Here is a 12,893-nt window from a genome sequence, read left to right on the forward strand (position 1 = left end):
GTTTTCAGGCAGGCAGCGCGGGATCGATGCGCTGCTTCAAAAGGAATGGAATACGCATCATGGCAAGCGCGCCCGGTAACAACCTCCCGGTTTTCTACAATGATCTCATTCCTTTGAGCAGTGTCGACCACGCCGAATATCGCAGCCGCACCCTGGATGCCGCCCCATTCCTCGCCACGCACCACGCCGTTCCGCTGACCGTCGATGAATTTGTCAGCGCCCAGCGATTCCTGCCCATCATCTTTTCCGCCGGTGACGAACCGGTGCCGCTGGCGCTGATGGGCCTCAACGAAGGCGTCAACACCTTCGTGGACGACCAGGGCAAGCTGCGGGGCCCATCCTATGTCCCGGCCTATGTTCGTCGCTATCCCTGGATGCTGGCGAAACTCCGCCCCGACAGCGATGAACTGTCGCTTTGCTTCGACCCGACCAGCGACGCGCTTGGCGCGTTCGAAGACGGTCAGCCCCTGTTCGAAGACGGCAAGCCCAGCGATCTGATCCAGGGCGTTCTGAAATTCTGTGAAGATTTCGAACAGGCGGCCGCTCGCACCGGCCAGTTCATGAAGGACCTGAAAGACCTCGACCTGCTGATGGACGGTGAAGTCGCCATCCAGGTGCCCGGCAATGAACAGCCCTTCGTCTATCGCGGCTTCCGCATGGTGAATGAAGAAAAGCTGCGCGACATGCGGGGCGATCAACTGCGCAAAATCAGCCAGAACGGCATGCTGCCGCTTATCTATGCGCATCTCTTTTCGTTGCAGCTGATGCGCGAACTGTTTGAGGCGCAGGTCACGCAGGGCAAGGGGCCGGTCTCCGTCACCCCCACGCCAGAACCCGCACAGGCTTGAATCTACAAACTTCGTCAAGATAACAGATAGTTAGGGCAAAAGGTTGTGACTCGCCACTTGAAAGGCGGACCGGCCTCGTCTATCTTTCAAACATACGGCGCACCTGCCCCCCTTTCGGGTGTGTCGTATGGGCGCCTCTCCTTTGGAAAGGCGTCTCCTCCCTGAACCTTGGCCACCCCGTGCGGATGCATGGGGTGGTTTTTTATGGGGTTCCAGCGGCGGGGGTTTGTCTTGACGACGCTTTGCCCTCCCCTTAAACGCCAGCGCCTGCCCACCGCCCGACGCGGTTGCGCGGCCCCTTCGTCTAGCGGTCAGGACGCGGCCCTCTCACGGCTGAAACACGGGTTCGATTCCCGTAGGGGTCACCATTCTCGACCGAAATCCTGGATATCTGGCGTGGCGGCCAAACCGTCGCTACCACCATCGCGATGGACGACCTTTTTGACGACAAATCGATCCGCGACCGAATGTTGGATCGTAAAGAAATACAGGCACTGACCGGGCCGCAGAAACTCGTGGGCTGCGACCTTGAAGATGCCGATCTGTCACGCCTGGACCTTTCCGGCTGGTCCTTCGAACAATGCAATCTGCGACGAACCGACCTGCGCAAAGCCCAACTTGAAGGCACCATTTGGCAATCCTGTCGCGGTGCCTTTGCCAATTTTGCCGAATGCGATCTTTCCGAAGCGTCCTTTATCGCCTGCGACTTCAACAATGCATCCATGCAGCGCGCTTTGCTTGAGGGTGCAACGTTCAAACGCAGCAAGTTTACTGGCGTTGATTTTTCCGATGCGCGAGGCGTCAATGTTCATTTCGAAGAAACATTGCTGATCAACACCAAATTGGTGGGCCGCTCCTTCCGAAAAGCCACGCTTGCCCGGATCGATTTCTCCCAAAGCGATCTGCGCAAATGCGATTTTCGGATGGTGTCGTTTGAAGATTGCAGCCTGCGTGAGACATTGGTGGCGGAAGCCCGCTTCGATGGAGCCGATCTGCGCGGCGCAGACCTGGGCGGCCTTCGGCTCGATGACGCGTCTCGATTTCGTGGCGCGACGATCTCACGGGAGCAAGCGGCGCAGTTGTTAAGCGAGCTTGGACTGAAGGTCCGTTAAAGCCGCCCGTCCCGTCTAACCTTCAGCGGATCGCGGTTATATAAGCCTCCACACGCGCGGCGGTGCCCTGCGGGACGTGCAGACCCAGTTTGGACCGCCGGAAAAGCACGTCCTCGGCCGATCGCGCCCATTCCACAGACAGCAGATAATCCACCTCCGCAGCCCTAAGCCCGCCGCCCAGATCTTCGCCCAATTCCTCAACGCTCCGCGCCTGCCCCAACAACCGCACCGCCCGCGTGCCATAAGCGCGTGCAAGCCGGAATATTAGCGCGCGCGGAATGCCGGGATAGCTGGCGTAAAGCCCGTCAACAAATCGCTCGAAATCAGCGTCCGGCATATCGCCGCCCGGCAGTGGAGCACCTGCCGTCCACGCGCCTGCGGCCTGGGGGAAATAGGGCGCCAACCGCTTCATCGCCTGCTCCGCCAGCCTGCGATAGGTGGTGATCTTGCCGCCAAACACGCTCAATATCGGCGCGCCGTCATTCTGCGTATCGACGTCCAGCACATAGTCGCGCGTCACCGCCGACGCATTGCCTTCATTATCGTCATAAAGCGGGCGGATACCGGCATAGCTCCACACAATATCCGCCGCGCCCAGTTGGCGCCTGAAATAGCGGTTAGCGCCATCCAGCAAATAGCGCGTTTCCCGTTCGCTCATCGTGGCTGGCCCCGCCTCACCCTCCCACGGCTCTTCGGTCGTGCCCAACAGGGTGAAGCGCCCTTCATAGGGTATGGCGAACATGATCCGCCGGTCGGGGTTTTGCAGGAAGAAGGCCTGGTCGCCATCATATAGGCGTGGCACGACGATATGGCTGCCTTTGACCAGACGCACCCGCCGTTCGCTGCGCACATCTGTAACCCGCCCGATCACGTCGGCCACCCACGGCCCCGCCGCATTCACCAGCACGCGCGCGCGAACGTTGCGCGTTCCACACGCGTCCGAAACAGTCGCGATCCAGCCCTTGCCATCCCTGCGTGCAGACAGAAAGCGCGTGTGCGTGCGCACCTCTGCGCCGCGTTCGGCTGCGTCCATCGCGTTCAGCACGACAAGGCGGCTGTCCTCCACCCAGCAGTCCGAATAGACGAACCCCCGCCCCCGTCGGTCCGCCAGCGCCGCACCCAGCGGGGATCGGTCGAGCGCGACTGTCTGCGTCGCAGGCAACTTCTTCCGCCCGCCAATATGATCGTACAGGAACAGGCCAATCCGCAGCATCCACGCCGGGCGAAGCGATTGGGTCTGCGGGATGACGAAGCGCAACGGCCAGATAATATGGGGCGCCATGGCCCAAAGCCGTTCCCGCTCCGCCAGCGCTTCCCGCACCAGCCTGAACTCGCCATATTCCAGATAGCGCAGGCCACCGTGGATCAGCTTGGTGGAAGCGGAAGAGGTATGGGACGCCAGGTCGTGCTGCTCCACCAGCAGGACTTTCAACCCCCGGCCAGCGGCATCGCGCGCTATGCCTGCGCCGTTGATCCCGCCTCCGACGATCAGCAGGTCATAGTCATCCACGCTTTATCGCCGCTCCCCAACCGATTGATCAGGGTTTACGCGAAAAGAAAAGCAGCCGAAAGTGGCCCCCTGCGCAACAACGGGCAGGTCAGTGACGGAGGGGCGCGTGCGGGCACAGCACATCCTGGCAATCGACCAGGGAACGACATCGACCCGCAGCATCCTGTTCGACGCCGCTGCCCGCCGCGTGGGGATGGCGCAGTCCGAATTTCCCCAACATTATCCCGCCGCCGGTTGGGTGGAACATGACCCTGAACAGATATGGCGCGACACCGTCGCCACCGCTCGCGAAGCCCTGGCGCACGCACCGGGTGGGGCGGCCAGCGTCGCCGCGATCGGCATCGCCAACCAGCGCGAAACCACGGTCATCTGGAACAGCAAGACCGGCCTGCCCATCCACCGGGCCATCGTCTGGCAGGACCGGCGGACCAGCGACCTTTGCGCCCAATTAAAGGCCGACGGCGCGGAGGACGATGTGCGAGCGCGCACCGGACTGCTCCTCGACCCCTATTTTTCCGGCACGAAGGCCGCCTGGATCCTGGATCATGTGGCAGGCGCCCGGACCAGCGCCGAACGCGGAGAGCTTGCCTTTGGTACGATCGACAGCTTCCTGCTGTGGCGGCTGACGGGCGGAGCCGTGCACGCCACCGACGTGACCAACGCGTCGCGCACCCTGCTCTGGAACATTCGCGAACAATGTTGGGACGACGATATGTGCCGCCTGCTGCGCGTGCCCGCCGCGATCCTGCCCGCCGTGCATGACAATGCGCATGTCTACGGCACGACAACGCCAGACCTGTTCGGCCACGCGATCCCGATCACCGGCATTGCGGGGGATCAGCAGGCCGCGCTGTTCGGGCAGGCCTGCTTCGCGCCCGGATCGATCAAGTCCACCTATGGCACCGGCTGTTTTGCCCTACTGAACACCGGACCACAGGCGATCACATCGCGCCACCGTCTGCTCACCACCCCGGCCTATCGGCTGGATGGCCGCATCTGCTATGCGCTGGAAGGATCGATCTTCATCGCGGGCGCAGCGGTAAAGTGGCTGCGCGACGGCATCGGGGTCATCACCCATGCCAGCCAGACCGACGACATGGCGACCCAAGTCGCCGACAGTCACGGCGTCTACATGGTGCCAGCCTTTGTGGGATTGGGCGCGCCGCATTGGGACCCGCAGGCGCGCGGAGCCATTTACGGCCTGACCTTGGGCACGACGCAGGCGCACCTTGCCCGCGCCGCGCTGGAGGCGGTCGGATACCAGACCATGGACCTGCTGAACGCGATGACGGCGGATTCCGGCGTGCGCCCTGCCGTAATGCGCGTCGATGGCGGCATGGCGGCGAACGACTGGCTGTGCGGGTTTCTGGCGGACCTTTTGGAACTGCCGGTCGAACGCCCATCGGACCTGGAAAGCACAGCACGCGGCGCGGCTTTCCTTGCCGGGCTGGCGACCGGAATCTGGTCAGGCCTGGCAGAGATCGAACGGCTGTGGTCGACCGGCGACCGCTTTGAACCGTCCATGACCGCTGATCAGCGCGCGCCGCTGGTCGCGGGCTGGCGCGATGCCCTGCACCGGACCATGTTGCCCCCACCATCCTGATTCCGCTTGGCTTTGCCTGCATGTTCGGAGAATAGGCGCGATGGCCAGAATACCGAAGACAGGGTCGATCCCGCTGACGCCGGGCAAGGGACCATTTGCCAACATCGCCCGCAACACAGGCTGGCTGCTGGGCAGCAAGGGCCTGGGCGCGATACTCAGCCTCTTTTACCTGGCCATCACCACCCGGACGCTCGGACCGGAAGGCTTCGGCATTTTCAGCCTCGTCATCGCGGTGGCGCAATTCATCGCGCGCATCATCACCTTCGACAGCTGGCAGGCGGTGGTGAAATATGGGCAGATACCCCTGCGCGATGATCGGCGGGACATGCTCAGCCTGCTGATCGGATCGACCCTGACCATCGACGCGCTCAGCGCCATGGCGGGACTGGGCGTCGCGGCGCTGCTGGCCTTTGGGCTGGGACCATATCTGGGCTGGCAGCCCGATATCGCCTGGATGGGCTTTGGCTATGCGGCGGTGGTGTTGCTGGCGCTGCGGTCGACGGCTGTCGGCGTGCTCCGCTTGCTGGATCGTTTCGCGGCGGCGGCGCTGGCCGAAAGCATGATGCCGATCGTGCGGATGGCAGGCGCGGTGACCGCATGGTGGCTGATGCCCACGCCATTGGGCTTTCTGATGGCATGGGCGGCGTCTGAAATCGTCGTGTCCACCACCTACTGGATCCTCGCCTACCGGCACGGACGCGGCCATATCGGGCGCATCCGCTTTGCCAGGCCCCGCCGGGCGCAGCAGCATTTTCCCGGCATCGTGCCGTTCCTGATGGCCAGCAACATCAACCTCAGCCTGGTGACGGTGATCAACAGCCTCCCGATCTTCATATTGGGCATGTTCGTCGGCGCGGCGGAGGCGGGCTATTACCGGCTTGCCGCGCAACTGGGCAATGCGATGACGACCTTTTCCCAACTGATGTCGCGCGCCATCTTTTCCGAAACCACCCGCAGCCATGTGCGCGAAACGGGCGCGGACCGCCATGGTGAGCTGCGCCAGCTCCTGCGCAAGATCAGCGCCTTCACCGCCCTTAGCGCCACCATCATCGTGCTGGCGCTGTTCGTCATGGGCGAATGGCTTTTGGTGACGATGTCGGGACCGGCCTATCTGCCTGCCTACCCGCTGCTGCTGCTGCTGGGCTGCGCAGCCGCGATAGAGATGGCCGGCGTCAGCTTCGACCCCCTGTTGATGACGATCGACCGCCAAAGGCTGACGGTCATGGTCCGCGTGATTGAAATGTTCATACTCGGCGCATGTCTGGCGATCCTGCTCCCCCCCATGGGCGCATCGGGCACCGCGACATCGGTGCTGATCGCCACATTTGCAGGCTTTCTGCTACGGGCAGTGGCGGTGCGCGTTCACCTGCGATGAAGCGCTAATCTTTCAACTGCGCGAACATCCGGTGATGCGCGGCCAGCGCCTCATCCACTGCATAGGCGCGCACAGCCTGCCGCGCCCGGTCCGTGTCGGCGGGACGCGACAATGTCCAATCGACAGCGGCGGCGAAAGCCGCCACATCGCCGACCGGGACCATCGCATGCTGCCCCGCATCGGCGACGATCTCCCGCAGGTTGGGCGTGCAGTCGGTAATGACCAGCTGGCAACCGCAGGCCAGCGCCTCAATCGCCGTAGCGGTCAACCCTTCCCAACGCGACGACTGCAGCAACAGTTCGGAACTGCCATATAGCTCCGCCAGTCGTGCTGGGTCGCCCACGAACCCCAGAAACTCCACCCGGTCGGCAATCCCCAAATCCCTGCATTGCTGTTGCAGCGTGGCCAGCAATGGCCCCTGCCCCGCCACCCGCAGCCGCCAGTCATGCCCGTTCAGCAGGGCAAGCGCCGCCAGCATCGTGCGATGGTCCTTTTGCGGAGCCAGGCGACCGACCGCCAACAGCTCACGCCGTGCGCCCGGGGGCGACGGCACCCGGCGCTCACCGGTCTGCGACAGTACAGGCGTCACCGTCGGCCTTGGCAACAGCGCGACCTTTCGGCGGATCGCCCCGCAATTGCCCGCCAGCAGATCAGCGTCAGCGCCACCCATGACGATGGTCCTGCAACTCAGCCAGGCCGTCAGCTGGAACCTCTTGCGCCGTAGCCACGCGAATAACCCCCGCGTTCCGGGACGAACGATGGGGTTGGAAATGCGACCCACCGCGCGCGTCCGCGTCCCCAAAGCGGCGCAAGCGACCAGCAGGTTGCTCTGATTGCCTGCCGAAAACAGGATGTCGGGGCGATGGCGTCGCAGCATGGCGCGCAGCACCGGCAACTGCGTCAGCATCGCCACCCCACGCACCGTGGACGCTGTCGCCACCTTCCTGATCAGGACGCCGGGGTCGATCATCGACGCCAGCGGCCCATCCACGCGGGCCATCCATAATTCCGCCCGAACACCCTGCCCGACCAGATAGTTGGCCAGCAATATCGCGACCCGGTCCAACCCGCCGTCGCTGGGTTCATATAGATAGATCGCAACGGACAGGGATGAATTCAAAAGTCGCGGCTCCCGGACAGATAAGGCGGCTTCCCTCCGGCGTAACGGAGCGGCGATTGACAAACAGGGCTAAATACGGCTTCGCGATATTCAATCCCGCCAATGGGTTCAATCGGCAAAAGCACGAGCGAGACGCGATGAAGCTGATAATACAAATTCCCTGCCTCAATGAAGAAGACTCGCTGCCAACGGCGCTCGCTGCTTTGCCAAGGCATATTCCGGGCGTGGACAAGGTCGAATGGCTGATCATCAACGACGGCAGCACCGACCGCACCGTTGAAGTGGCGCGGGAACTGGGCGTCGATCATATCGTCGACCTTCCGATTAACCGGGGGCTGGCCTATGCGTTCATGGCGGGCCTCAAACGCTGCCTTGCCGAAGGTGCGGATATCATCGTCAATACCGACGCCGACAATCAATATAATGCCGACGATATCCCGGCCCTGATCCAGCCCATTCTGCAACGGCGGGCGGAAATGGTGATCGGCGACCGGCCGATTTCCACCATCGCCCATTTTTCATGGGTAAAGCGTAAGCTCCAGCGGCTGGGGACCAAGGTCGTGCGCTGGGTTTCGAAGGCGGATATTCACGACGCGCCCAGCGGCTTTCGCGCTATTTCCCGCACCGCCGCGCTCGAAATCAATATTTTCGACGGCTACACCTACACGCTGGAATCGATCATTCAGGCGGGGCTGTCGAACATTCCCATCACGTCGGTGCCAATCCGGGTGAACGGCGAAACCCGTCCGTCACGGCTGTTGCGGTCGATGCACAATTATATCCTGCGCTCGATCCGCTCAATCCTGCGCAGCTTCTTCATTTACAAACCGTGGATGACGTTTTTCTACCTCAGCCTCGCGCCCCTGCTGGTCGGCGGCGGGCTGGTGATCCGCTGGATGGCGCTGTTCGCGGGCGGGACGGATCGCGCGCATGTGCCCAGCCTGATCGCCGCGGCTGGCCTGCTGTTGCTGGCGGGGCTGATGTGGATCGCGGGGCTGCTGGGCGAACAGTTGCTCATCAACCGGCGCATGCTCCACGACCTGCAATTGCGCCTGCGCGACACCCGCACCGCCCGATATGACGTGATGAAGGATGGCAGCGCCCTATGACGGCGTCCCCGCGCGACCTGATGGCCCGGCATGCACTGGGTGAAATCCCGAAGATCCTGACTCTGCTGGACCGCACACCGGTCAGCCGGACCTATGGCTGCTTCGACCGCATCTACTGGCACTATCGGATGATCGACTTCCCATGCGGGATGAGCCAGGAATTCGTCTACCCGCTGGCGCTGGTCTGGTCGCTCGACATACCGGGCAACGTCTATCACCGCGCGCCCGCCATTCGGGACTTTGTGGAAGCAGGCATCCGCTTCGCCGCCCGCTCGGCGCATCCTGACGGGTCCTGCGACGATTATTACCCGTTCGAACGCGCGGCGGGCGCGGCGGCTTTCTCCCTGCTCGCCTGCCTTGAAGCCGCGTCGATCATCGGGCTTCAGGACGATCCTGAAATCCGCGACTTTTTCCGGCGACGGGCGAAATGGCTCGCGACCCATCAGGAATCGGGCCGCCTGTCCAATCATGAAGCGCTGATCGTCGCCAACCTCATCCGCATGTCAGCGCTGGACGGTCCCGAATGGGAAGCGCCCTTGCGCGAACGCGCCACGCGGCTGCTGTCCTGGCAGGATGAGGAAGGCTGGTTCGACGAATATGGCGGCGCTGACCCTGGCTATCTCAGCCTGACCATCGGACTTCTGGCCGAAAGCGACCGCCGCCGTCCCGACCTGGGCCTACGCCCCGCCTGTCAGCGCGCCATCCGCTTCTTCGCGCATTTCGTCCATCCCGACGGCACGGTCGGCGGCTCCTACACCAGCCGGGGCACGCAAAATTTCTTCCCGCATGGCTTTGAAATAGCTGGCGAATGGATGCCCGAAGCGATGACCGTGACGGATCGCGCCGCCGCACTGTTCGCAGGCGACGGCCCGCCCTGCTATTCCGACGATCACATCATCGGCCATCATCTATGGAGCTGGCTGCTATGCTGGTCGGAATGGCGCGAAGATCGGCCCCCGGCCCCGCCATCCGCACATTCTGCTTACTTCCCGCGTTCGGGAATGCTGGTCGACCGGAAAGCAGATCAGACCCTTTATTGCGGTCTGCGCCAGGGCGGGGCCTACCAATTGTTCGACGGCGACCGGATCGCCACCGCCGACAGCGGCATATCGATTCAGACGCATGACGGCAAAACCGCCGTGCAGCATCTGGCGGGCGACTATGACATCGCCCAGGGTCCCGAAGGGCTGTCGGTCATCGGACGCATGGCATGGGCCAAGGCAACGCTGCTGACGCCGGTCAAATCGGTCATCCTGCGCTGTATCATGATCGTCCTTGGCCGCTTCTTCCCCGACCTGATCCGGCGACTGCTTCAAAAAATCCTGGTGACTGGTCGCCGCGATGCGCCTTTCCGTTTCCATCGCGCGCTCCGCTGGGATGGCTCCGGCTGGACCGTCCGGGATGAGATCTTTGCCGACGCAGGCTGGCGCGACGTCGCGCGGATCGGCATCGCCGGATTCCAGACATCGTCCACCACCATCATGGCGCGGGTCTGGCAAGCGAACCACATCCAACCCTGGCAGGACCTGACCGACGCCATCGCCCATCTTGGCGATGCCGATCCCCTGATCATCGAACGGCGACTGCCCAGCGGGGGCGGCGCCTGATGCGCAAACTGCTCAGCCTCGCCATCAGCTTTGGCATATTGATCATCATCTGGCGCAGCGTCGACACCGCCCGCGTGCTGGCCGTATTTCGTGACGCGGACGGCATGTGGCTGACCGCCAGCCTGCTCGCCGCGGTGCCGCTGACGATAGCAACGGCCATCCGGTTCGCCATGCTCAGCCGGTCGCCCATTCCCTTCGGCGCGTCACTGCGCCTGATCCTGTCGGCATCGACGCTCAACGCCGTCCTCCCATCCAAGATGGGCGACATCGCCAAAAGCTGGGTCCTGGCCCAGAAATATGGTTTCCCCGCAGGCCGCGCCGTCTCCCTCGTCGTCTTTGAAAAGATGATGGACATGGCCGCGCTTCTGTTCTGGGGCATGTTCGCGCTGCTCTGGACCGCGGGCACCGACTGGCTCCTGTGGTTGTTCACCGCCGCCGTCGCCGGGCTGTTCCTGCTACTGGCCCTTATGATGGCCCCCTTCCCCCTCGCTCGAAAGCCGCTCAACTGGATTATCGCCCGCCTGCCGCGCAAGATTTCGGGAAAGCTGGCCGGGTTCATGGACGAATGGGTCACCATGACGGACTGGTTCTGGTCGCGCAGGGCGCGGGCGACGGCCACGCTCCTCTTTTCAATCGCCTTGTGGGGCGCGCATCTGTGCCAGTTCTGGCTGTTTACCAAGGCCGTGCACGCGACTGTCCCGCTGATCGACAATCTGGCATTCGCAACCCTGTCGATCCTGGCCGGGCTGGTGCCGCTGACCATGGCGGGCATCGGCACCAGGGACGCCGCCATCATCCACTTCTATCAGGGCTGGCTGTCCCCGGCGGCAGGCGCGGCCGTGGGCGTGCTCGCGACCTCTCGCTACATTCTTCCCGCCATCGCGGGCGCACCGTTCATGCGCGACTATTGGCATCGTCGTAATCAGGGAGCTGCGCTTGCCGACACGCCGGATTGACGCCGGGCTGACGCTTTTCGTCGGCCTGATCATCCTGACCATGGCCCGCTATGGGGTGGAAGCCTTCGCCGCCGGACCGTGGACGATGGCGGACGATGCGCGCCAGTTCCTCGCCTGGGGGGCAAGGATCGGCAACCCGGCCGCCATGCCCCATGATGTGCTGGCCGATTATTGGCAACATGCCGCGCCGCCGCTCTATCGTGCGCTGCTGTATGGCGCGAATGCGCTGGGCATCGGGACTGTCCAGATCGCCAGCCTGCTCGCCTTCCCCCTGATCGGGGTGAGCGCGCTCCTCACATGGCGGCTGGCCGGTTGCTTCACCGCCGACCGTTCGCGCCAGCTGATCGCGGCCCTCTGCGTCATGGCGGCGATCCTGCACAATGACTCCATCTTTTCAGGCACGCCCCGCGCCTTCGCCTCGCCCCTCATCCTGACGATGATGCTGGGCATGGCCACCCGCCGCCATGGCTTGACGCTGGCGGGCCTGCTGCTGTCCAGCCTCATCTATCCCGCTCCGGCGATCACTTGCCTTGGCATCTTCGCGCTACACCTTATGGACTGGCGCAAACCATGGCCGCCGCGCTGGCAGTCCGTGACGATGCTGGCGTTGGCCGGGATCATGGTCGTCGCGTCCGGCCTGTTCTTCAAGGCAGGCCTTGCCGATTGGGGACCGACCCTCCTCCTGGATGAAGCCCGCCACATTCCCAGCATCGCGGCGTTCGATGGCCGCAGCAGCATCGTCGACAAACATGGCGATATCGCCTGGCTCTGTTCGGCGCGGATCGGTTTCCTGCCCGCCATCGTCAATTGCCAGGGCAATGCCGACCCCCGCCTGATCCTGAACGCCTTGCTGAGCGTCCTGCCCATCATCGCCCTGTGGATCGTCGGAGGCCGCCGCGCCAAAGATGCCAGCCCCAACGCCGCCACCGCATGGCCGCTGCTGATCTACAGCCTGCTGTCATCGCTGATCTGCTACAGCCTCGCCGCGCTGGTGGCTTTCACATTCCATCTTCCCGCGCGCTATAGCCAGCCGGTTCTGCTGGTGATGGGCAGCCTCGCCTTTGGCCTGCTGATCGGCGGCTGGTGGTCGCGGGGCATGGATCGCCTCGCCCGGTCCCGCCCGACAGCCCGCACGGCGATTATCGGCATCGCCGCGCTGCTGGGCATGGCCGCCTTCGCCACGCCGAAGATGCGGCTGGTCCATCCAGCCAGCCCCGACCTGCTCGCGCTGGTCGCCAATACCCCAGGCGGCACGCGCATCGCGGGGATCGACGATGACCTGGCCATCGTCCCCGCGCGCACCGGGCGAACCGTGCTGGCGACGCCAGAACATGACATACCCTATCACCGCCGCTACCATCGGGAGCATCAGGCGCTCCTGCGCAGCTCCATGGCGATGGCTGAATTGCGCCAGCCCACCCTGACAGCCGAAGTCCGCCGACTGGACATCGACCTCCTCATTTTCGACCGGCATTTCCTGGAAAGCGGCATCCTGCCCGCCAGCTACAGCGCAGCCCTGCCCCCGCCACACCGCATCGCGCCATCGATCGACCGCATCGCCCCGTTGCGCGCCGCTTCGTGCCGGGTGATCGAAACGCCCCAGTGGGTGGCGATATTCACGTCCTGTCTCAAACAGCCCGCCCCATAACCCTT

10 protein-coding genes and 1 tRNA gene are annotated in these 12,893 nt (G+C 63.7%); 9 read left to right on the plus strand and 2 right to left on the minus strand.

The features are described 5' to 3' along the window. Positions 1-59 precede the first annotated feature (59 nt). The 3 genes from ACI3KQ_RS10055 to ACI3KQ_RS10065 all read left to right on the plus strand — a co-directional run bounded on the left by ACI3KQ_RS10055 (position 60) and on the right by ACI3KQ_RS10065 (position 1,960). Complete coding sequence (locus ACI3KQ_RS10055; protein ID WP_404957197.1) at positions 60-848, plus strand: SapC family protein; 789 nt, start codon at positions 60-62, stop codon at positions 846-848. Between the two features lie 293 nt (positions 849-1,141). Continuing rightward, a tRNA-Glu gene (locus ACI3KQ_RS10060) sits at positions 1,142-1,216 on the plus strand. A gap of 60 nt (positions 1,217-1,276) precedes the next feature. Then, positions 1,277-1,960: a pentapeptide repeat-containing protein gene (locus ACI3KQ_RS10065; protein WP_404957199.1), complete on the plus strand. Its 684-nt coding sequence runs from the start codon at positions 1,277-1,279 to the stop codon at positions 1,958-1,960. Positions 1,961-1,982: 22 nt separating this feature from the next. On the opposite strand, the gene ACI3KQ_RS10070 is transcribed toward ACI3KQ_RS10065, so the two are convergent. Further along, positions 1,983-3,470, minus strand: a complete 1,488-nt coding sequence (locus tag ACI3KQ_RS10070; protein ID WP_404957201.1) for a glycerol-3-phosphate dehydrogenase — start codon at positions 3,468-3,470, stop codon at positions 1,983-1,985. Positions 3,471-3,576: 106 nt separating this feature from the next. On the opposite strand from ACI3KQ_RS10070, the gene glpK reads away from it, so the two are divergent. Beyond that, positions 3,577-5,073, plus strand: a complete 1,497-nt coding sequence (gene glpK / locus ACI3KQ_RS10075) for a glycerol kinase GlpK (protein WP_404957203.1) — start codon at positions 3,577-3,579, stop codon at positions 5,071-5,073. 40 nt (positions 5,074-5,113) lie between these two features. Further along, a complete protein-coding gene (locus tag ACI3KQ_RS10080) occupies positions 5,114-6,448 on the plus strand; it encodes a lipopolysaccharide biosynthesis protein (RefSeq protein ID WP_404957205.1) in 1,335 nt (444 codons plus the stop codon). A gap of 4 nt (positions 6,449-6,452) precedes the next feature. Here the strand turns inward: ACI3KQ_RS10080 and ACI3KQ_RS10085 are convergent, their stop codons facing one another. Next, positions 6,453-7,568 (minus strand): glycosyltransferase, encoded by a 1,116-nt coding sequence (locus ACI3KQ_RS10085; RefSeq protein ID WP_404957207.1) that lies wholly within the window; start codon positions 7,566-7,568, stop codon positions 6,453-6,455. A gap of 56 nt (positions 7,569-7,624) precedes the next feature. On the opposite strand from ACI3KQ_RS10085, the gene ACI3KQ_RS10090 reads away from it, so the two are divergent. The 4 genes from ACI3KQ_RS10090 to ACI3KQ_RS10105 are packed head-to-tail and all read left to right on the plus strand — an operon-like array spanning position 7,625 to position 12,888. Beyond that, positions 7,625-8,677, plus strand: coding sequence for a glycosyltransferase (locus ACI3KQ_RS10090; protein WP_404957209.1), 1,053 nt, complete (start codon positions 7,625-7,627; stop codon positions 8,675-8,677). Beyond that, positions 8,674-10,284: a hypothetical protein gene (locus ACI3KQ_RS10095; protein ID WP_404957211.1), complete on the plus strand. Its 1,611-nt coding sequence runs from the start codon at positions 8,674-8,676 to the stop codon at positions 10,282-10,284. Before ACI3KQ_RS10090 ends, ACI3KQ_RS10095 begins: the two co-directional genes overlap by 4 nt. Further along, positions 10,284-11,240, plus strand: coding sequence for a lysylphosphatidylglycerol synthase transmembrane domain-containing protein (locus ACI3KQ_RS10100; RefSeq protein WP_404957213.1), 957 nt, complete (start codon positions 10,284-10,286; stop codon positions 11,238-11,240). Before ACI3KQ_RS10095 ends, ACI3KQ_RS10100 begins: the two co-directional genes overlap by 1 nt. Continuing rightward, positions 11,221-12,888 (plus strand): hypothetical protein, encoded by a 1,668-nt coding sequence (locus ACI3KQ_RS10105; protein ID WP_404957215.1) that lies wholly within the window; start codon positions 11,221-11,223, stop codon positions 12,886-12,888. The genes ACI3KQ_RS10100 and ACI3KQ_RS10105 overlap by 20 nt, the downstream gene beginning before the upstream one ends. Positions 12,889-12,893 lie beyond the last annotated feature (5 nt).

The organism is Sphingobium sp. ZW T5_29 (genome assembly GCF_044987515.1).
Lineage (GTDB): Bacteria > Pseudomonadota > Alphaproteobacteria > Sphingomonadales > Sphingomonadaceae > Sphingobium.

What these genes read in the sequence shown, in the direction of transcription:
- ACI3KQ_RS10055 (WP_404957197.1), top strand. Translation starts at nt 60, where the DNA reads ATGGCAAGCGCGCCCGGTAACAACCTCCCGGTTTTCTACAATGATCTC.
- ACI3KQ_RS10065 (WP_404957199.1), top strand. Translation starts at nt 1,277, where the DNA reads ATGGACGACCTTTTTGACGACAAATCGATCCGCGACCGAATGTTGGAT.
- ACI3KQ_RS10080 (WP_404957205.1), top strand. Translation starts at nt 5,114, where the DNA reads ATGGCCAGAATACCGAAGACAGGGTCGATCCCGCTGACGCCGGGCAAG.
- ACI3KQ_RS10095 (WP_404957211.1), top strand. Translation starts at nt 8,674, where the DNA reads ATGACGGCGTCCCCGCGCGACCTGATGGCCCGGCATGCACTGGGTGAA.
- ACI3KQ_RS10100 (WP_404957213.1), top strand. Translation starts at nt 10,284, where the DNA reads ATGCGCAAACTGCTCAGCCTCGCCATCAGCTTTGGCATATTGATCATC.